This is a genomic window from Thiofaba sp. EF100, assembly GCF_039822285.1.
Classification (GTDB): Bacteria; Pseudomonadota; Gammaproteobacteria; order Halothiobacillales; family Halothiobacillaceae; genus Thiofaba.
Map to the genome: position 1 here is coordinate 49135 of NZ_JBAJEY010000003.1, position 18784 is coordinate 67918.

Consider the following 18784-nt stretch of genomic DNA (forward strand, 5'->3'; position numbering starts at 1 on the left):
CCCCTCGGGCTACTTCCCCCCGGCCAGGATCCAGCCGGTCAGGGAGGCAAAGGTCAGCAGGAAGCCGACCGGCACGATGCCGATGAAGTAGACCGCAAGCTCGCTCTCGGCATCGATGAACATGGCCGTGAAGCCGACCCCCACCCCGACGAGGGTAAGGATGATGCCGAGCACGAGCATGATCTTGAAGGCGCGGTTCATGGTTCGTTCCTGTGTAAGATTCCGCCAGCCTGCCATCGAAGGCCGAAATGGGAAAGCCCGGAAACAAAAAGGCCCGAATGCTTGCATTCGGGCCTTTGGGTGTTTGGTGGAGCTAGACGGGATCGAACCGTCGACCTCTTGCATGCCATGCAAGCGCTCTCCCAGCTGAGCTATAGCCCCGAAAACGGGAAATTGGATGGTGGAGCTAGACGGGATCGAACCGTCGACCTCTTGCATGCCATGCAAGCGCTCTCCCAGCTGAGCTATAGCCCCACAGCGTTGGGATGGGTGCGCATCTTACGCACCCATCCCGGCATCGTCAAGCCGATTTTGACGCCTCGATGAAGGAAATGGCCTTCTGCAGCCGTACAAGGCTGCGCTCGCGTCCAACCAGGGCGAGCGTGGTGTCGATCGACGGCGAGGCGGTGGAGCCGGTCAGGGCGACCCGCAGCGGCTGGGCGAGCTGGGGGAACTTGATGCCGAGCGCCTTGACCAGGTCCTTGATCAGGGTCTCAAGCACCGGCACGCGCCAGTCCTGCACCTGCTCCAGGGCCTCGACCACAGCACGCAGGATGGGCTCAGCCGCGGCGTTCAGGTGCTTGGCCGCAGCCTCCTCGTCGTAACCGAGTTCATCGCGGAAGTAGCAGGCCGCCTGCTGAGCCATCTCGACCAGGGTGCGGGCGCGCTCGCGCAGGGCAACGACCACGTCCTCCAGTGCCGGCCCCTCCGCGGGGTCAACCCCAAGGTTGCCCAAATGCCAGCTCAGGTAGCGGGCCACGTGCGATGGATCGCTGGTCTTGAGGTAGTGCTGGTTGAGCCACAAGAGCTTGTCCGGGTTGATCGCCGAGGCGGACTGGTTGACATCGGCCACGTCGAACAGGCGGATCATCTCCTCGCGGCTGAACACCTCCTGATCGCCGTGGGACCAGCCAAGACGCACCAGGTAGTTGAGCAGGGCCTCGGGCAGATAGCCCTCCTCGTGATACTGCATCACGCTCACCGCACCGTGGCGCTTGGAGAGCTTGGCGCCATCCGGACCGAGGATCATCGGCAGGTGGGCATACACCGGCGGTTCGGCCCCCATGGCACGGAAGATATTGATCTGGCGTGGGGTGTTGTTGAGGTGGTCGTCGCCGCGGATGACGTGGGTGATGCCCATGTCGTAGTCGTCCACCACCACGGTCAGGTTGTAGGTGGGGGTGCCATCCGAACGGGCGATGATCAGATCATCCAGCTCCTCGTTACGGATAACCACCCGCCCGCGCACCATGTCCTCGATTACCACCTCGCCGTCGAGCGGGTTTTTGAAGCGCACCACGGGCTGCACCCCTGCCGGCGGCTCGGGCAGTACCTTGCCGGGCTCCGGGCGCCAGCGGCCGTCGTAACGCGGCTTCTCGCCACGCGCCATCTGCGCCTCGCGAAGGGCATCCAGCTCCTCGCGCGGCATGTAGCAGTAGTAGGCATGGCCGCTGGCGAGCAGCTGCTGGATGACTTCCTTGTAGCGATCGAAACGCTGGGTCTGGTAGAACGGCCCCTCGTCGTATTCGAGGTTGAGCCACGTCATGCCCTCGAGGATCGCGTTGACCGACTCGGGCGTGGAGCGCTCGAGGTCGGTATCCTCGATGCGCAGAATAAAGTCGCCGCCGTGACGCCGTGCATACAGGTAGGAGAACAGCGCGGTACGTGCGCCGCCGATGTGCAGGTAACCGGTGGGACTGGGGGCGAAGCGGGTGCGAATCTTCTTCATGACGGGCTCGAAGGATAGGGATGCCAGGCTCGCAGCGCGAGCGACGAGGATGCGCAGTTTAGCAAAGCCGGAAGGGGGTCAGGGCGTCTCCCCCCTACCGCCCCCCTCGCTCGAACGGAACAGCCGCCGTGGCACCCACCAGAGATAGAGCAGCATGCCGAACAGCTCGACCAGGGACTGCGCTACGATCACCACGGCGGCGACCTCCCAGCCGGCGGGCAGGGCAAGAACGAGTGGCAGGACGACAAAGGAGTTGCGCGTGCCCAAGCTGAAGGCGAGCGTGCGCCCCTGGTCGGCCGGCAACCTCAGCAGGCCCGCCAGCCCCTTGGCGACGAGTGCCGCAAGCACCAGGAACGCGGCGAACAGGGCCATGACCTCCGGCAGAAGGCCCAGCGCATCGCGCACGGCACCGACCTGCGCGGCGGCGATGAGGAACACGACCACGGCCAGGATCGGCACCGGCCACCACGCCAGGCGCTCACGGATCGCCGCCCGCCCCGGCCGGGCCTCGATCCATCGCTCCAGCAGCGCCGCTGCCATCAGCGGCAACAGCACGATCGAAAGGGCCGGCCAGACTTCGGTAAGGCTCAGCGATTCCACCAGCCCCTCCCCCAGCATCAGCCAGAGATAGACCGGCAACAGCAGCAACTGCAGCGCGAGGTTGATGGGGGTCACGGCGATCGCCCGACTGACGCATCCCCCGCCCAGCGCAGTAAAGGTGATGAACCAGTCGGTGCAGGGAACGAGCAGGACGATGAGCACCCCCAGCCGCAACACCGGGTCATCAGGGACGAACTGCACGAGTGCCCATGCCAGCAGCGGCACGACGATGAAATTGCCGATCCATACCGCAGCGGCGAAACGGTAGTCGAGAAACGCCTCGCGCAGGTGCAGCAATGGCACCTGCACGAAGGTCACGAACAGCAGCAGGATGAGGGCCGGCCAAAGCAGGGCCTCGAACACCGGCCCCGCCGCCTGGAAACCACTGCCGATGACCAGGCCAAGCACGATGGCAGCGAGGTAAATCCAGACCTGATGGCGTTCGAGGGTCAGACGTTGCATAGGTCAATCCTCAGTGCCCCTCAACCTTCGGCGCGGGCGCCCCTGCCTCTTTGAGGGCCAGCACAAAATCCATGACATTGGTCCCGGTCGGCCCCAGGCGAACCAGGGTTTGGGCGGCGGCCAGGGCCGTGCCGCTGTCCGCGGCACCGAGCGCCCGCACGGGGTCGACGCCCGCTGCACGGATGAGCGCTGCCGTGGCCCCATCCACACAGCCCCCCGCATCCGCTGTCGGGCCGTCCGTGCCGTCGCTGCCTGCTGCAAGCAGGGTGATGCCCGTGGTTCCATCGAGGGCGAGCGCCGCGCCCAGGGCAAGGTGCTGGTTGCGCCCGCCCCGGCCAGGCTCAGGTGGCAGGCGCACCGTGGTCTCTCCACCCCAGAGGTGCAAACCCGGAGGGGCCGCGCCCCTGAGCCAGCGCGCCAGCCGCTCGCCCACCTCGGCCGCATCGCCCTGCAAAAACTCGTCGTGACGGTGGATGGGCATCCCCAGGTCCATGGCCGCCTGCACGGCCCCATCCAAGGCCATGCCATTCGTGGCGACGATGCGCGACTCAACCTGCCTCCACCGCCCATCCTCCGGCGCAGGGCTCGGTGGTGCGGTTGCAAGCAGCCGTTCGATCCAGTCCGGTAAGCCATCCGGCAGCGGCACCTCAGGGCTCGGCACCAAGGGCCCCGAGCCGATACTGGCGGGATCGTCCCCCGGCACATCCGAGATCATCAGCACCACCGCCTGCCGGCCGTCCAGATGCTCCAGCAGGCGCCCGCCCTTGATGCAGGAGAGGCGTTTGCGCACCGCGTTCATGGCATGGATGTCCAAGCCGCTGGCCAGCAGCCAGGCGTTCACCCGGCGCCAGTCCTCCAGCGTGACCCCCGTTGGCAACACCTCGACCAGGCTTGATGCCCCGCCGGAGAGCAGGAACAGCAAGGGGGCATCCTTGGGGGAGACTGCAATGAACTCCAGCAGGCGCCTTCCGGCCTGCAAGCTGCGCCCATCGGGCAAGGGGTGTCCGGCCTCCCTTACCTCCACGCCAGGATGGCTCCTCAGCTTGGGCGAAACATGACCGTCCTTGGTGATGAGCAGGGCGGAAACATCAGGCTGAGCCTGCAACGCTCCCTCCAGCATGCTCGATGCCGCCTTGCCGAGGGCAATCACCCCAGCGACCGGCTCGGCCCGCGCACGCAAAGCACGGGCGACGAGGACACGCCCGTCCACGGCATGCAAGGCCACCTCAAGCAGGGACCGGAGGATGGCCTTGGCTTCCGCGCGAGCGATCACGTGCGCACATCACCATCGAGGTAAAACCACCGCCCTTGCTCGCGCACGAAACGGCTGCATTCCTGCTGCCGTTGTACCCGGCCACCGCCGAGACGCCAGCGCGCAACAAAGCACACCTGCCCACGATCATCATCGGTTCTCCCCTCCTCCACCTTGTCGATCCGCAGCCCAAGCCACGTCACGGGCGCGGCGGGGTCGAAGTCCAGCGACTTTGGCCGCGTGGATGCGTGCCAGGTGGCGAGAAGATAGGACTCATGGGCTTGGGTGAAGGCGGTGTAACGCGAACGCATCAACTGTTCGGCGGTTGCGGGCAGCATGCCCTGGTCGATAAAGCGACCGCAGCATGCGGCGTACATGCTCCCCGACCCGCAGGGGCAAGCCGGTCCGGCGTCAGGCATACGGCGTGCCATCCTTATGCGCGAAATGCCAACGCCCATCCTCCAGGCGGGCTTGAATATCGTCGTCCGGGTAGGTGACCTCGTCCCCTGGCGTGCGATCCCCGATTTCGAGATAGAGGACATCCTGATCCGTTCGATTGACCAGGCTGTAGGCGCGCCCAGTTCCCGCCGGCATGCCAGCGCACATGCCAGGCTGAAGCTCCACGGCACCATCATCGGTCAGCAAAGTCGGGCAACCCTGCAAGACGTAAATGAACTCATCCTGCCTTGAGTGGGCATGACGAAGCGCCGATACACTACCCGACGCCAAGCGCGTGAGGTTCACCCCGAAATTTCGCAGGCCGAAGAAGTCGCCAAGCGGCCGCTTGATCCGCCCCGCCATGCGTGAGGCGAAAGGTTCCGGATAATTGGATGGCGTGGTTCGTGGCGGCACATCCTCTGCATGGACGGCGTGTTTGGGTTTATCCATGAGGTGCATCCAATCCCCGTGCCAGATCCCGGATCAAATCCTCTGCATCCTCCAGCCCCACCGCCAACCGGATCAGCCCTTCCTTGATCCCCGCCGCGGCGCGCTGTTCGTCGGTCAGGCGGCCATGGGTGGTGCTGGCGGGATGGGTGATGGTGCTCTTCACATCGCCGAGGTTGGCGGTGATGGAGAACAGGCGGGTGTGGTCGATGACCTTCCATGCTGCCTCGCGCCCACCCTCGACCTCGAAGCCGACAATGCCGCCGAAACCTTTCATCTGGCGCTTGGCCAGTTCGTGTTGCGGATGGCTGGGAAGGCCTGGGTAGTAGACCCTGGAGACGCGCGGATGGGCGGCCAGCCATTCGGCCAGCTTTTGCGCGTTGGCACTGTGCGCCTTCATGCGCAGGTTGAGGGTTTCCAGTCCCTTGAGGAAGATCCAGGCGTTGAACGGGGCCATGGTGGGACCGGCGGTGCGCAGCACGCCGACGATCTCATCGGTGATGCTCTTCGGCCCGCACACCGCGCCGCCGATGGCCCTGCCCTGGCCATCAAGGAACTTGGTGGCGGAGTGGATGACCACGTCCGCACCAAGCGTGAGCGGACGTTGCAGGGCCGGGGTGCAGAAGCAGTTGTCCACCGCAAGCAAGGCGCCCGCGCCGTGGGCGATCTCGGCCACCGCGCGGATGTCGACAATCTCGGTCAGCGGGTTGGAAGGGGTTTCCAGGAACAACAGGCGGGTGTTGGGCCTGATCGCGGCGCGCCAGGCGGCAAGGTCGGTCAGATCGACATGACTGACCTCAATGCCGAACTTGGCGAAGTACTTGTTCCACAGCACGGTGGTGGTGCCGAACACCTGCTTGGAGACGATGACATGATCCCCGGCCTTGAGCAGGGCGAGACCCAGGCTCAGGATGGCGGCCATGCCGGAGGCGGTGGCGGCGCAATCCTCCGCACCCTCCAGCGCGGACAGGCGCTCCTCGAAGATGCGGGTGGTGGGGTTGGTGAAGCGGGCGTAGATATTGCCAGGCTTGGCCCCGGAAAAGCGCGCCGCCGCCTCGGCGGCATTGGCGAACACGAAGCTGGAGGTGGGGAAGATCGGCTCGCCGTGCTCACCTTCCGGGGTGCGATGGTGGCCGGTGCGGATGGCGAGGGTGGAAAAGCCGAGTTCGTCGTTTTGCTCGGGATGCATGGGGCGGCCTCATGGGAAAACACTGCATGGCCGCAATCATGCCCCTTCGGTAAGGAGACGAGAAGGGCCAAGAAACCCTGAATACGTTGGGATAGGGCAAGTCCCCTCCCCCCTTGCGGGGGAGGGTTAGGGAGAGGGGGGCCAAGCGGCGATCACCCTCTCCCCCCATCAAGGGGGAGGGGTAAGTGGTCGTGCCTTTCAGCGAAGGAGTAACCCGGTCAATTCGTGATGTAGACCAGCGTGCCTTCGCCCAAGCGGTCGAACAGGTCGATCACATCCGCGTTGTACATACGCACGCAACCATGCGAGGCGGGACGGCCGATCAGGCCCTCCTCCGGGGTGCCGTGGATGTAGATGAAGCGTTTGTAGGAGTCCACCCTGCCGCCCTGGTTGACGCCGGGCTCCAGTCCCTCCAGCCACATGATGCGGGTGGTGACGTCGTCCTCGGGCACGTCGATCGGGTCCTTGATGATCTCGGCGATGCGCCCGGTCGGTTTGCGCGATTTGAACACCATGCCCAGCGGCTCGCCTGCACCGATCATGGCACGGATACGATGCAGCCCGAGGGGGGTCTGGTTACTCCCCTCCTGGGCGCCGGGGCCGAAGGCGGAGGTGGAGACCGGATAGGTTTTGAACAGGCGGCCCTCCTGCATCAGGTACAGGCGCTGGGCGGCAATGCTGACCACCACATAGGGCTGTCCGGCACGCTGCCACTGCGTCTCGACGGCGCGCACCGCATTCGATGCCTTGAGCCCCTGCGGCGGTAGGGCGTCATTGGCCGTGGCGAGACCGGCCATGCTCAAAACCCCGATCAACAGCGGCAAAAACCAAGTACGCATTCCCTCAATCCGCGTTGTGCAGCCCGACCGCCACGATGTCGCGCGAACGGCCTTCCTGCCGAGGCTCCTTGGCTCCATCGGCACGCGCCTTCGCGATCGAGGCGAGGTATTCCTCGCTGACATCGCCGGTGACGTACTCGCCGGTGAAGCAGGAGCAGTCGAAGCGGGTAAGCGAGGGGTTGCCCTGACGCACGGCGTCGATCAGATCGTCGAGGTCCTGATAGATCAGGCGATCGGCGCCGATGGCCTGCCCGACCTCCTCCTCACTGCGACCGTGGGCGATCAGTTCCTCCGGGGCCGGCATATCGATGCCGTAGACATAAGCATAGCGCACCGGCGGCGCGGCGGAGGCCATGTAGACCTTGCGCGCGCCAGCCTCGCGCGCCATGCGGATGATCTCGGCCGAGGTCGTGCCGCGCACGATGGAATCGTCCACCAGCAGCACGTTCTTGCCCTCAAACTCGAGGTCGATGGCATTGAGCTTCTGGCGCACGGACTTCTTGCGCTGCGCCTGGCCCGGCATGATGAAGGTACGGCCAATGTAGCGGTTCTTGATGAAGCCCTCGCGGTAGGGCACGCCGAGGGCGACCGCCATCTCGAGCGCGGCGGTGCGACTGGTGTCCGGAATTGGGATGATCACGTCGATGTCGTGGTCCGGCCACTCGCGCTTGACCTTCTCGGCCAGCTTTTCGCCCATGCGCATGCGGGCCTTGTAGACCGACACCCCGTCAATGATGGAATCCGGCCGGGCCAGATAGACGTGCTCGAAGATGCAGGGGGCATAGGTCGGGTGGTCGGCGCACTGGCGGGTATGGATGCTACCGTCCTCACCGACGAAGATGGCCTCGCCGGGTTCGAGATCGCGCACCAGCTTGAAGCCGAGTGCCTCCACCGCCACGCTCTCGGAGGCGATGATCACCTCCTGCCCCTCCTCGGTCGCCCGCACGCCATAGCACACCGGACGGATGCCGAACGGATCGCGGAAGGCAAAGATCCCCATGCCCGCCACCAGTCCGATGACCGCATAGCCGCCCTTGATGCGACGATGGACGCGGCTGATGGCATCGAATACGTCGTCGAAGGTCGGCACAAGCTTGCCACAACGCTGCATCTCATGCGCAAACACGTTGAGCAGGACCTCCGAGTCGGAGGTGGTATTGAGGTGGCGCAGATCCTGCGCGTAGACCACCTTGCGCAGCTCTTCGGCATTGGTCAGGTTGCCGTTGTGCCCCAGGGCGATGCCGTAGGGGGCATTGACGTAGAACGGCTGCGCCTCGGCGGCGGACGAGTTGCCGGCCGTCGGGTAGCGGACATGGCCAATGCCGTAGTTCCCGGCCAGCTGGCGCATGTGGCGGGTATGGAACACATCCTTGACCAGGCCATTGTCCTTGCGCTGGTGCAGGCGCCCCTGCTCGCAGGTGATGATGCCCGCGGCGTCCTGACCACGATGCTGGAGGATGGTCAGACCATCATAGATGGTCTGGTTGACCGGGCTGCGCCCGACAATGCCGATGATTCCACACATGGGCTATCTCAAAGCTTGAAGTTTTGCGCCAGATCGTTCGGAAGCAGATCGCGCATCCATTTTGCGACCGGACTCAGGTTCTGGATGACCTGAGATTGCTTCCACCAGGGATCCTGCGGCATCGGCGTCAGGCTGCCGAGCAGGATCAGGACACACACCAAGAACACCCCGCGCACCAGGCCGAAGACGACCCCGATGCTACGGTCCGAACCCGAGAGGCCGGTCTTCCTCACCAGCAGGCCGATCACGGCGTTGATGATGCCACCGACGATCAGGGTCAGGATGAAGAGGATGACGAAGGCAATGGCGAGGCGCATCGAAGGGATGTCGATGCTCGCCGGCAAAAAAGGCGCCAAGTGAGCGGCGTAGAGGATGCCGATGACGAAGGCCGCAACCCAGGTCAGCAGAGAGACCATCTCCTTCATGAAGCCGCGCAGCACGCTGATCAGCGCGGAAAAGGCGATGACACCGAGCAGGACGAGGTCGACGGTCGTCAGGTGCATGGACACACGCAAGGGTTAAAGCGGCATTCTAACCGCAGAGATCGCGTTCACCAACGCACAGAGCGCGGATGGAGCAACGCCGAGAAAAAGGAAGGGGCGCCATGTGGCGCCCCTCGCATCGCAACCGCGTACGGCCATCAGGCCTCGGCGATCACGTTCACCTTGACGGTGGTGTTGACGTCGGTATGCAGATGCAGATCGATCTCATACTCGCCCACGGCACGCAACGGGCCGGTCGGCAGACGGACCTCACGCTTCTCGACGGCATGGCCGGCGGCGGTCAGGGCGTCGGCAATCTCGGCGGTGCCGATGGAGCCGAACAGCTTGCCTTCGGTACCGGCCTTGCCGGCGATGGTCACGGCCACACCCTCGAGCTGGGCTGCACGGGCCTGGGCTGCGGCCAGCGCCTCGGCGGCGGCCTTCTCCAGCTCCGCGCGGCGGGCTTCGAACTCGGCCACGTTGGACTTGGTGGCGACCTTGGCCTTGCCGTAGGGGATCAGGAAGTTGCGCGCGTAACCGTTGCGCACCTTCACCACGTCACCCAGGTTGCCCAGGTTTTCGACTTTGCTCAGCAGAATGACTTCCATTGCTCGTGCTCCCCTCAGTGACGGTCAGTGTAGGGCAGCAGCGCCAGGAAGCGCGCGCGCTTGATGGCCTCGGCCAGCTGGCGCTGATAGCGCACCTTGGTGCCGGTCACACGGCTCGGAACGATCTTGCCAGTCTCGGTCAGGAAACCCTTGAGGGTGGCGAGATCCTTGTAGTCGATGTGCTCAACGCCCTCGGCGGTGAACTTACAAAACTTGCGACGACGGAAATAACGGGACATGACTTTACCTCGCAAGCAGAATCAGGCGGACTCAGCGGCATCAGCCACTGCAGAGCCACGGCGGGGCTCTTCTTCCTTGACCATCGGCGACGGCTCGGTCACCGGACCGCTCATCTTGACCACGAGGTTGCGAAGAACCGCGTCGTTGAAGCGGAAGGCATCGGTCAGCTCATTCATGGCCTGCTGGCCGCACTCGATGTTCATGAGCACGTAGTGGGCCTTGTGGATCTTCTGGATCGGGTAGGCCAGCTGGCGACGGCCCCAGTCCTCGAGACGATGGATCTTGCCGCCGTCGGCTTCGATGATGGAGCGGTAACGCTCGATCATGGCCGGCACCTGCTCGCTCTGGTCCGGATGAACCAGGAAAACGACTTCATAGTGTCGCATGGATACTCCCTACGGATTGAACAGCCTGCCGCGCATCACGGTCAGGCAGGGTGAACCGCGCCCAACCCGGAGGGCCGGCGCGGGAAAAGCGGGATTATAGGAGAAAACTCCGCCCTGGCAAAACCCGTCAGCCGTCAGCCGGCGGCGAGGCGCTGTCGGCGGATTTCGTACAGGCTGACGCCGGCGGCCACCGAAACATTCAGGCTTTCGACCGCCCCCAGCATGGGCAGATTGACCAGCTCATCGCAGGCTTCACGCGTGAGGCGGCGCAGACCCGAGCCTTCCGCCCCCATCACCACGGCCAGAGGCTGGGTGGCCAGATGGGTCTGGTACAGGCTGTGATCGGCCTCGCCAGCAAGGCCAATCACCCAGAGGTTGCGTTGTTTGAGCCCCTCAAGGGTGCGCGCAAGGTTGGTCACCTGCACGAAGGGCACGCTCTCGGCCGCACCGGAGGCGACCTTGCGCACCGTCGGGGTCAACCCGACCGCGCGGTCCTTGGGGGCGATGACGGCCTGCGCCCCCGCCCCGTCGGCCACCCGCAGGCAGGCGCCGAGGTTGTGCGGGTCGGTCACGCCATCGAGCACCAGCAGCAGGGCGGGCTCATCCAGGCCGTCCAGCATGGCGTAGAGGTCGTTCTCGTCATAGGTCGGCGCCGCCCGGTACTGGGCCGCAACCCCCTGGTGGCGGTCGACGCGTGTCAGCCGGTCGAGCTCGCGCGGCTCGACCCGGGTGATGGAGAGTCCCAGCTCAGTCGCCAAGCGCTCCACCTCCTGCAGCCGCGCATCGCGCCGGCCCTGCGCAAACAGCAGGCGGACGATGTTGGCCGGATCATGGCGCAGCGCGGCCTCGACCGCGTGGATGCCAAACAACCAGCTTTCGTCGCTGCTTCCGAAGGATGCATCACGCTCCTGGCGCGGTCTGACACGGCGTCCTTTCCGCTCCTCGCCCCCCTCCGGATAAGGCTTGCGGCTCATTCCGGCTTCGCCCGGCGCGGCGGGCGACGGCGGCGCTTCTTCGGTTTGGGTTGGCTTTCCGTCTCTTCGATCAGCACATTGCCGTTCACATCGCCCGGTTCGTGCTCATCGAAATCCTCATCGGGCGAGACGGGCCCATGGCTTTCGGCCGCCGCCTCGCCCCCGCCCTTGCCCGTCTTCTTACGCCGGCGGCGCTTCTTCTTGCCCGGGGCCTGCTCCGCGGTCTCGGCCGCGGCCGGCTTGGCCTCACCACGGGGCAGGACGAAGTCGATCTTGCGCTCGTCCAGATCGACCCGCGCCACCTGCACGGTGACGGCATCGCCCAGTCGGTAGACCTGGCCGCTGCGCTCCCCGACCAGGCGGTGCCCCACCGGGTCGAAGTGGTAGTAGTCCTTGTCCAGCGCGGTGATGTGCAGCAGGCCCTCGACGAATACGCCCTTGAGCTCGACGAACAGGCCGAACGAGGTCACGGCGCTGATCACGCCTTCGAACACCTCGCCCACGCGGTCCTGCATGAACTCGCACTTGAGCCAGTCGGTGGCATCGCGGGTGGCCTCGTCGGCGCGGCGCTCGTTGTTGGAGCAGTGTTCGCCGATCAGGCCCAGCTCGTCATGCGCATAGGGGAAATGCTCGGGCCCGCCGGTACGCAGGACGTGACGGATGGCGCGGTGCACCAAAAGGTCCGGATAGCGGCGGATGGGCGAGGTGAAGTGCGCGTAATTGGCGTGCGCAAGGCCAAAGTGGCCGATATTGTCCGGCGAATACACTGCCTGCTTCATGGTGCGCAGCACCACGGTCTGGATCAGGTGCTGGTCCTCCCGCCCCTTGGCGGCCTCGAGCACGGCATTGAAGTCCTTGGCCTCCGGCTTGTCGCCCCCCCCCAGAGTGAGGCCAAGCTCGCCGAGGAAGGTGCGCAGGTCAGCGATCTTCTCCGCCGCCGGACGGTCGTGGACGCGGTACAGGCCCTCGATCTTGCGTCGCTCGAGGAAACGCGCGGCCGCGACGTTGGCGGCGATCATGCATTCCTCGATCAGGCGGTGAGCGTCATTGCGCTCGTAGGGCACAATCGCCTCGATCTTGCGGCCCTCGCCGAACACGATTTTGGTTTCGGTGGTATCGAAGTCCATCGCGCCGCGGCGGGTGCGCGCCTCCAGCAGCACGCCATACAGACCATGCAGGGACTCGAGGTGGGGCACGATCGGCGCGTATTCCTTGCGCAAGGCTTCATCCTTGTCGAGCAGGATCTTCGCCACCTTGGTGTAGGTCATGCGCGCGTGCGAGCGCATCACCCCCTCGTAGAAGCGCGAGCGGATGATGTCACCCTCGCGGTTGATCAGCATCTCGCACACCATGCACAGGCGGTCGACGTGCGGATTGATCGAGCACAGGCCGTTGGAGAGGATCTCCGGCAGCATGGGGATGACCCGCCCCGGGAAATACACCGAGGTGCTGCGGAAGAAGGCCTCGCGGTCCAGCGGGCTGCCCACGGTGACGTAGTGGGAGACATCGGCGATGGCGACGATCAGGCGCCAGCCCTTGGCGGTCGGCTCGCAGTACACGGCATCGTCGAAGTCGCGCGCGTCCTCGCCGTCGATGGTGACCAGCGGCACATCACGCAGGTCGACGCGCCCGAACTTGTCAGCCTCGGCCACCTCCTCGGAGAGGCCCGCGATCTGCGCCAGCACATCCTCCGGCCACTCATGACGCAGGCCATGGGTGTGGATGGCGACGTCGATCTCCATGCCCGGCGCCATGTGATCGCCCAGCACCTCGATCACCCGCCCGACCGGCTTGTTACGGAAGGTGGGCTGTTCGACCAACTGCACACGCACGATCTGGCCGTCCCTGGCCTCGCCGAGTCCGTCAGGCTGGATCAGCACATCCTGGGTGATGCGCTTGTTGTCCGGAATGACGAAGGCTACGCCGGATTCCAGTACCAGGCGGCCGACCACCTCGGCATTGGCGCGCTCCAGGACCTCGACCAGCGCCCCCTCGCGGCGGCCACGATGATCGATGCCGGTGATCTGCACCACCGCGCGGTCGCCATGCAGCAGGGCGCGCATCTGGCGCGCGGAAAGGAAGACGTCATCCCCACCCTCGTCCGGCACCAGGAAGCCGAAGCCGTCCTTGTGACCAATCACGCGGCCGCGCACCAGTTCGGACTTGTCCAACGGCACGTAGCCACCCTTGCGGTTGCGGATCAGCTGTCCGTCGCGTTCCATGGCCCGCAGGCGTCGGCGCAGGGCCTCGATGCGCTCGTCATCGTCATAGCCGAGATTGAGGAGCAGGCGCTCGAAGGTCGTGGGGCTGCCATGCGCCTTGATCATTTCGAGCAGGAGCTCGCGGCTGGCGATCGGGTTTTCGTACTTTTCCGCTTCGCGCTCGGCGTGCGGATCAAGCTTGGAGGTCATGCGGGCGTGGGCTCGATGGAATGGCTGATAGATCACAAACGCTTAGCATACCGCAAGCGTCGCGATCGTGTGGGAATCGTGGCGGTGTCGTCCCGCAGCGGCTGCGGAATGGGCGGAAAATCTTGCAAGGAAGCGCCATCATGATCGGCGGCGCAGACGGATGATGGGGGAACGACGATGACGCACCGTTCCCCATATCCCACTCAGGCTGCGAAGGGATGACGGAGGATGATCGTTTCTTCGCGATCCGGACCGGTGGAAATGATGTCCACCGGCACGCCGCACACCTCCTCGATGCGGCGGATGTAGGCGCGCGCCGTGGCCGGAAGGTCCTCGACGCGCTTGATGCCGACCGTGGATTGGCTCCAGCCCGGCATGTCCTCGTAGATCGGCTCAATGCTGGCGAAGCCGTCCGCGCCGACCGGCGGGGCCTTCATGATCTGACCGTCCACCTTGTAGCCGACGCACAGGCGCAGGTTATCGAGACCATCCAGCACGTCCAGCTTGGTCAGGCACAGGCCGCTGATGCTGTTGATCTGCACCGCGCGGCGCAGGGCGACGGCATCGAACCAGCCGCAGCGGCGCTGACGGCCGGTGGTGGCGCCGAACTCGTGGCCACGGGTACCGAGATGCTTGCCGATCGGATCGCCGACGTCCTGGGCGGCATCGTACTCCAGCTCGGTCGGGAAGGGGCCAGCGCCGACCCGGGTGGTGTAGGCCTTGGTGATGCCAAGCACGTAATCGAGCTCCAACGGGCCGACACCGGTGCCGGTGGAGGCGCCGCCGGCGGTGGTGTTGGAGGAGGTCACGAACGGATAGGTGCCGTGGTCGATGTCCAGCAGGGTGCCCTGCGCGCCCTCGAACAGGATGTTCCTGCCCGCCCGGCGCAGCTCGTGCAGGTATTCCGTCACGTCGATGATCATCGGCGCGAGGATCTCGGCATAGCCCATGCAGTCATCCAGCACGCGCTGGAAGTCGATGGTGTCGGCGTGGAAGTAGTGCTTCAGCACGAAGTTGTGGTAGTCCAGCACCGAGCCGAGCTTCTCGGCAAAGCGCTCGCGGTGGAGCAGGTCGATCAGGCGCAGGGCGCGGCGCGCCACCTTGTCCTCGTAGGCCGGACCGATGCCGCGCCCGGTGGTGCCGATGGCGCCACGACCGGCGGCACGCTCGCGGGCCTGATCCAACGCGACATGGTAGGGCAGGATCAACGGGCAGGCGGCGGACAGCTTCAGGCGCTCGCGCACCGGCACGCCCCGTGCCTCGAGCTGGGTCATCTCCTTGAGCAGGGCATCGGGGGCAAGCACCACGCCGTTGCCGATCACGCACTCCACCCCCTCGCGCAGGATGCCGGAGGGGATCAGGTGCAGGACGGTCTTCTCGCCATTCACCCACAGGGTGTGACCGGCGTTGTGACCGCCCTGGAAACGCACCACGGCGGCGACCTGATCGGTCAGAAGGTCAACGACCTTGCCCTTGCCCTCGTCGCCCCACTGGGAGCCCAGAACCACAATACTTTTGGCCATGAAGGTCAAATCTCAATCTTTGGGTAATGCTTTGACGATCCAGGCGGAGTGTTCGCATGCAATCACACGGTCAAAACCGTGCGCGCGAAGCTCCGCCCAGCGTTCAGGGGTCGGCCCCTGCTCGGAGAGTGCGTACACGACCCGCTCGCCCCGCGCGCGCAGTTCACGCACCAGGGCGGTCAACTCAGGGTCATCCCCGGAGGGGGCCAGGATGGCGCCCCTGCCCTCCTCGGTCGGGGCGGCAAAGGCTGCCAGTGCACGCACATCCGCGGAAAAACCGGTTGCCGGGCGAGCGCGGCCGAAGGCCTCGCCAATGCCGTCGTAACGCCCACCACGCGCGATCGCCTGCCCCTGTCCCGGCACATAGGCCGCGAACACGATGCCGGTGTGGTAGTGGTAGCCGCGCAGTTCCGCCAGGTCAAAATGCAGCCGGACCGCCCCGCCCCGCCCCTGCAGGGCACGGGCCACCGCGCCGAGGTCGGCCAGGGCCTGCTGCACCTCATCCCCGGCCACCGCCAGAAGGCGGCTGGCCTCATCCAGGACGGTCAAGCCCTCGCCATGCAGATCCGGCAGGGCGCGCAGCATGGCCGCGATCCCCTCCGGAAGCAGGCGGGCGGCGATGAAGCCCTCGATCTCCGGCACGGCCTTGCGCTGCAACAGATCGAAGAAGCCTGCCTCATCCTCCGCATCGAAACCGGCCTGGCGCGCAAGGGCGCGGTAAATGCCGACATGCCCAAGGTCCAGCCAGACCTCGCGCACCCCAGCCACCTCCAGGGTTTCCAGCATCAGACGCAGGATTTCGATGTCGCTCGCGGTGCCGGCATGGCCGAACAGCTCGGCGCCCACCTGCATCGGGGCACGGGTGCCGGCGAAACCGCCGGGCAGGGCGTGCAGCACGGTACCGAGGTAACAGAGCCGGGTCGGCCCCTCCTGGCGCAGGCTGTGCGCGTCGATGCGCGCCATCTGCGGCGTCATGTCGGCACGCACGCCCATCAGGCGACCGGTGAGCTGGTCGATCAGCTTGAAGGTCGACAGGTCCAGGTCATCCCCGGGATGGATCAGCAGCGATTCGACGTACTCGATCATCGGCGGGATGACGAGCTCGTAGCCCCAACTGCGGAAATGGTCGAGCAGGCTGCGACGCAGGGCCTCGGTGGCCCACGCCGCCTGCGGCAGAAGTTCATCGATGCCAGCCGGAAGAAGCCAGCGGTTTTCTTGTGTCATTGCCTATTCACCCACGCACGAGGCCGAGCAGCACGAGGCCGAGCATGATGATCCCCAGGGCCACCAGTCGCAGGGTGCGATCCGGCAAGGCCGCGAGCTGTTCAACCGACTGGCGGTAGACCCTCGGGCTGATGAGGGGCAGCAGCCCCTCGAACACCAGCACCAGGGCCAGGGCGGCCCACAAATCGTCGGACATGGACGGGATTACCGCTTGCCCGAACCCGCCGGGCTGCCGAAGTAGCGGAAGAACTCGCTGTCCGGTTGCAGCACCAGGACATCATCCTTGCTGGTGAAGGACTTTCCGTAGGCCTCGAGGCTGCGATAAAACTCGAAGAAATCACGGTCCTTGCCATAGGCCTCGGCATACAGACGGGCGGCCTCGGCATCACCTTCACCACGGATGGCCTGAGCCTCGGCGTAGGCGTTGGCGAGGATCTCCTCACGCTGGCGCTCCGCATCGGCGGTGATCTTCTTCGCCTGCTCCTCGCCGCGCGAGCGGAAGGCTTTGGCCACCGTGGCACGCTCCTTCTCCATGCGCCGGTAGACCGAATCACTGACCTCCGAGGGCAGGTCGATGCGCTTGATGCGCACATCCACCACCTCGATGCCGAGCTTGGCGGCCTCGGTATTGGCCGCCGCACGCACGGCGTCCATCATCTCGCCTCGCGCCCCGGTCACCGCATCCTGGATGGTGCGCGAGGAAAGCTGGTTCTTCATGCCATCCTTGATGATCTGCGACAGGCGCGCGGCTGCGGCCCGCTCATCGCCCCGGGTGGAGCGGTGATAGAGGCTCACATCAGCAATCCGCCACTTGATGAAGGCATCGACAATGACGTTCTTCTTCTCGCTGGTCAGATAACGCTCGGGCGGCGCATCCAGACTCAACAGACGGCCGTCGTAACGGCGGATGCTGTGGATGAGCGGCAGCTTGAAATGCAGCCCCGGAGCAAAATCGGTCCTGACGATCTCACCCAGGCGGAACATGACTACGCGGTCATATTCGCGCACGGTGAAGGCCGACATGGCCAGCAGGCCAGCGCCGAGCGCCAGGGCAGGCAGGATGAGGTTACGCGCGGACATTACGGGGTCTCCCTCGAGCGCAGGTCAGTGCGGGCGCGCGAATCCATGCGCGGCAGGGCCTGGGTGGGCGCCTGGGCCGGTGCGGACGGCTGGGCCGCGGCAGGGGCCTCGGCAGGCTTGCCCCCCTGCATCATGCGGTCGAGCGGCAGATAGAGAACGTTGTTGCCACCCTGCACATCCATGACCACCTTGCTGCTCTTGCCCAGCACGTTCTCGACGGTTTCCAGATACAGGCGCTTGCGGGTCACCTCCGGCGCCTTGCGGTATTCGGCCAAAAGGTCGTTGAAGCGTTTGGCCTCACCCTCGGCAGCCTTGCTCACGCGGGTGCGATAGGCACGCGCCTCCTCGACCATCTGCCGGGCCTGACCACGGGCCTGCGGGATGATGCCGTTGGCGTAGGCCTCGGCCTCGTTGATGAAGCGCTGTTCGTCCTCGCGCGCCTTGATGGCATCCGCGAAGGCCGGTTGCACCTGCTCGGGCGGCTGGGCGTCCTGGAGCGTGACCGACTTGACGTCCAGCCCGGTCGCGTAACGGTCGAGGATCTCCTGGACCACGGACTTCACCTGGCCGGGGATCTCCGCCCGTCCTTCAGTGAGAACGTAATCCATGGTGTTCTTGCCGATCACCTCACGCACCGCACTCTGACTGGCCTCCTGCAAGGTGCCATCCGGATCGCGGGCATTGAACAGATACTGGGCCGGATCCTTGACGTTGTACTGCACGGCCACCTCGACATCGACGATGTTCTCGTCCGAGGTAAGGATCTGCATCTTCATCTGCTTGCTGCGGAACTGGTCTACATCCACCGCTTCCACGGTCTGGATCGGGTACGGCAGATGCCAGTGCGGCCCAGGCAGGCTGGTGCCGACATACTTGCCGAACTGCATCACCACACCACGCTGGCCGTCATTAACGATGTAGATACCGGAGGCCAGCCACACGGCCAGACCGATGCCAGCCAGCAGACCGATCCCGCCGGCACCGGGAGCCCTGGCGCCGCCCTTGCCGCCCAGCTTGCCGCCGAGGTCCTTCAGCCACTGGTCGAGATTCGGGCCTTCGCCGCCACGACGGGGCGATTTCCACGGATCCTGGGGGCCACCGCCAGGCTCATTCCACGCCATAAGCTGTCCTCTTAAAGGGCATTTGATTTCAAGAT

The 18784-nt window shown here is 65.4% G+C and carries 20 protein-coding genes and 2 tRNA genes; all 22 read right to left on the reverse strand.

The window, feature by feature from the left end:
• Positions 1-9: 9 nt before the first annotated feature.
• The 22 genes from V6D91_RS06980 to hflK all read right to left on the reverse strand — a co-directional run bounded on the left by V6D91_RS06980 (position 10) and on the right by hflK (position 18749).
• Positions 10-201, reverse strand: coding sequence for a hypothetical protein (locus tag V6D91_RS06980; RefSeq protein ID WP_347319015.1), 192 nt, complete (start codon positions 199-201; stop codon positions 10-12).
• 104 nt (positions 202-305) lie between these two features.
• A tRNA-Ala gene (locus tag V6D91_RS06985) sits at positions 306-381 on the reverse strand.
• A 17-nt stretch (positions 382-398) separates the two neighbouring features.
• A tRNA-Ala gene (locus V6D91_RS06990) sits at positions 399-474 on the reverse strand.
• 46 nt (positions 475-520) lie between these two features.
• Complete coding sequence (gltX, locus tag V6D91_RS06995; RefSeq protein WP_347319016.1) at positions 521-1948, reverse strand: glutamate--tRNA ligase; 1428 nt, start codon at positions 1946-1948, stop codon at positions 521-523.
• A 78-nt stretch (positions 1949-2026) separates the two neighbouring features.
• Positions 2027-3010: an arsenic resistance protein gene (locus V6D91_RS07000; protein WP_347319018.1), complete on the reverse strand. Its 984-nt coding sequence runs from the start codon at positions 3008-3010 to the stop codon at positions 2027-2029.
• 10 nt (positions 3011-3020) lie between these two features.
• Positions 3021-4283 (reverse strand): DUF4147 domain-containing protein, encoded by a 1263-nt coding sequence (locus V6D91_RS07005; RefSeq protein WP_347319020.1) that lies wholly within the window; start codon positions 4281-4283, stop codon positions 3021-3023.
• Positions 4280-4639, reverse strand: a complete 360-nt coding sequence (locus V6D91_RS07010; protein ID WP_347319021.1) for a YchJ family metal-binding protein — start codon at positions 4637-4639, stop codon at positions 4280-4282. The genes V6D91_RS07005 and V6D91_RS07010 overlap by 4 nt, the downstream gene beginning before the upstream one ends.
• A gap of 34 nt (positions 4640-4673) precedes the next feature.
• Entirely contained in the window at positions 4674-5159 is a 486-nt protein-coding gene (locus V6D91_RS07015) for a cupin domain-containing protein (RefSeq protein WP_347319022.1), read from the reverse strand.
• Positions 5143-6336: an O-succinylhomoserine sulfhydrylase gene (locus tag V6D91_RS07020; RefSeq protein WP_347319024.1), complete on the reverse strand. Its 1194-nt coding sequence runs from the start codon at positions 6334-6336 to the stop codon at positions 5143-5145. The genes V6D91_RS07015 and V6D91_RS07020 overlap by 17 nt, the downstream gene beginning before the upstream one ends.
• 218 nt (positions 6337-6554) lie before the next feature.
• Positions 6555-7175 carry a L,D-transpeptidase gene (locus tag V6D91_RS07025; RefSeq protein ID WP_347319025.1) on the reverse strand — a complete coding sequence of 207 codons (621 nt, stop codon included), beginning with the start codon at positions 7173-7175 and terminating at the stop codon, positions 6555-6557.
• 4 nt (positions 7176-7179) lie between these two features.
• The gene (gene purF, locus V6D91_RS07030; protein ID WP_347319026.1) at positions 7180-8700 is read right to left on the reverse strand and encodes an amidophosphoribosyltransferase; all 1521 of its coding nucleotides are present in this window, start codon (positions 8698-8700) and stop codon (positions 7180-7182) included.
• A gap of 8 nt (positions 8701-8708) precedes the next feature.
• Positions 8709-9203 (reverse strand): CvpA family protein, encoded by a 495-nt coding sequence (locus V6D91_RS07035; RefSeq protein ID WP_347319027.1) that lies wholly within the window; start codon positions 9201-9203, stop codon positions 8709-8711.
• Positions 9204-9340: 137 nt separating this feature from the next.
• Positions 9341-9790, reverse strand: a complete 450-nt coding sequence (rplI, locus tag V6D91_RS07040) for a 50S ribosomal protein L9 (protein WP_347319029.1) — start codon at positions 9788-9790, stop codon at positions 9341-9343.
• Positions 9791-9804: 14 nt separating this feature from the next.
• Positions 9805-10029 carry a 30S ribosomal protein S18 gene (rpsR, locus tag V6D91_RS07045; RefSeq protein ID WP_347319030.1) on the reverse strand — a complete coding sequence of 75 codons (225 nt, stop codon included), beginning with the start codon at positions 10027-10029 and terminating at the stop codon, positions 9805-9807.
• Positions 10030-10050: 21 nt separating this feature from the next.
• Positions 10051-10416, reverse strand: a complete 366-nt coding sequence (rpsF, locus tag V6D91_RS07050) for a 30S ribosomal protein S6 (RefSeq protein ID WP_347319031.1) — start codon at positions 10414-10416, stop codon at positions 10051-10053.
• A 134-nt stretch (positions 10417-10550) separates the two neighbouring features.
• Positions 10551-11390, reverse strand: coding sequence for a 23S rRNA (guanosine(2251)-2'-O)-methyltransferase RlmB (rlmB, locus tag V6D91_RS07055; protein ID WP_347319033.1), 840 nt, complete (start codon positions 11388-11390; stop codon positions 10551-10553).
• Positions 11387-13801 carry a ribonuclease R gene (gene rnr / locus V6D91_RS07060; RefSeq protein WP_347319035.1) on the reverse strand — a complete coding sequence of 805 codons (2415 nt, stop codon included), beginning with the start codon at positions 13799-13801 and terminating at the stop codon, positions 11387-11389. Before rnr ends, rlmB begins: the two co-directional genes overlap by 4 nt.
• A 203-nt stretch (positions 13802-14004) precedes the next feature.
• Complete coding sequence (locus V6D91_RS07065) at positions 14005-15324, reverse strand: adenylosuccinate synthase (protein ID WP_347319037.1); 1320 nt, start codon at positions 15322-15324, stop codon at positions 14005-14007.
• Positions 15325-15336: 12 nt separating this feature from the next.
• Positions 15337-16548: an ATP phosphoribosyltransferase regulatory subunit gene (locus V6D91_RS07070; RefSeq protein ID WP_347319039.1), complete on the reverse strand. Its 1212-nt coding sequence runs from the start codon at positions 16546-16548 to the stop codon at positions 15337-15339.
• A 7-nt stretch (positions 16549-16555) separates the two neighbouring features.
• Complete coding sequence (locus tag V6D91_RS07075) at positions 16556-16744, reverse strand: DUF2065 family protein (RefSeq protein ID WP_347319041.1); 189 nt, start codon at positions 16742-16744, stop codon at positions 16556-16558.
• A gap of 8 nt (positions 16745-16752) precedes the next feature.
• Entirely contained in the window at positions 16753-17628 is an 876-nt protein-coding gene (hflC, locus tag V6D91_RS07080) for a protease modulator HflC (RefSeq protein ID WP_347319043.1), read from the reverse strand.
• The gene (gene hflK, locus V6D91_RS07085) at positions 17628-18749 is read right to left on the reverse strand and encodes an FtsH protease activity modulator HflK (protein WP_347319044.1); all 1122 of its coding nucleotides are present in this window, start codon (positions 18747-18749) and stop codon (positions 17628-17630) included. Before hflK ends, hflC begins: the two co-directional genes overlap by 1 nt.
• Positions 18750-18784: the final 35 nt, after the last annotated feature.

Excerpts from the sequence above, each read along its gene's own strand:
- V6D91_RS06980 (WP_347319015.1), bottom strand. The coding sequence starts at position 201 with ATGAACCGCGCCTTCAAGATCATGCTCGTGCTCGGCATCATCCTTACC.
- gltX (WP_347319016.1), bottom strand. The coding sequence starts at position 1,948 with ATGAAGAAGATTCGCACCCGCTTCGCCCCCAGTCCCACCGGTTACCTG.
- V6D91_RS07000 (WP_347319018.1), bottom strand. The coding sequence starts at position 3,010 with ATGCAACGTCTGACCCTCGAACGCCATCAGGTCTGGATTTACCTCGCT.
- V6D91_RS07010 (WP_347319021.1), bottom strand. The coding sequence starts at position 4,639 with ATGTACGCCGCATGCTGCGGTCGCTTTATCGACCAGGGCATGCTGCCC.
- V6D91_RS07015 (WP_347319022.1), bottom strand. The coding sequence starts at position 5,159 with ATGCACCTCATGGATAAACCCAAACACGCCGTCCATGCAGAGGATGTG.
- V6D91_RS07020 (WP_347319024.1), bottom strand. The coding sequence starts at position 6,336 with ATGCATCCCGAGCAAAACGACGAACTCGGCTTTTCCACCCTCGCCATC.
- V6D91_RS07025 (WP_347319025.1), bottom strand. The coding sequence starts at position 7,175 with ATGCGTACTTGGTTTTTGCCGCTGTTGATCGGGGTTTTGAGCATGGCC.
- purF (WP_347319026.1), bottom strand. The coding sequence starts at position 8,700 with ATGTGTGGAATCATCGGCATTGTCGGGCGCAGCCCGGTCAACCAGACC.
- V6D91_RS07035 (WP_347319027.1), bottom strand. The coding sequence starts at position 9,203 with ATGCACCTGACGACCGTCGACCTCGTCCTGCTCGGTGTCATCGCCTTT.
- rplI (WP_347319029.1), bottom strand. The coding sequence starts at position 9,790 with ATGGAAGTCATTCTGCTGAGCAAAGTCGAAAACCTGGGCAACCTGGGT.
- rpsR (WP_347319030.1), bottom strand. The coding sequence starts at position 10,029 with ATGTCCCGTTATTTCCGTCGTCGCAAGTTTTGTAAGTTCACCGCCGAG.
- rpsF (WP_347319031.1), bottom strand. The coding sequence starts at position 10,416 with ATGCGACACTATGAAGTCGTTTTCCTGGTTCATCCGGACCAGAGCGAG.
- rlmB (WP_347319033.1), bottom strand. The coding sequence starts at position 11,390 with ATGAGCCGCAAGCCTTATCCGGAGGGGGGCGAGGAGCGGAAAGGACGC.
- rnr (WP_347319035.1), bottom strand. The coding sequence starts at position 13,801 with ATGACCTCCAAGCTTGATCCGCACGCCGAGCGCGAAGCGGAAAAGTAC.
- V6D91_RS07065 (WP_347319037.1), bottom strand. The coding sequence starts at position 15,324 with ATGGCCAAAAGTATTGTGGTTCTGGGCTCCCAGTGGGGCGACGAGGGC.
- V6D91_RS07070 (WP_347319039.1), bottom strand. The coding sequence starts at position 16,548 with ATGACACAAGAAAACCGCTGGCTTCTTCCGGCTGGCATCGATGAACTT.
- V6D91_RS07075 (WP_347319041.1), bottom strand. The coding sequence starts at position 16,744 with ATGTCCGACGATTTGTGGGCCGCCCTGGCCCTGGTGCTGGTGTTCGAG.
- hflC (WP_347319043.1), bottom strand. The coding sequence starts at position 17,628 with ATGTCCGCGCGTAACCTCATCCTGCCTGCCCTGGCGCTCGGCGCTGGC.
- hflK (WP_347319044.1), bottom strand. The coding sequence starts at position 18,749 with ATGGCGTGGAATGAGCCTGGCGGTGGCCCCCAGGATCCGTGGAAATCG.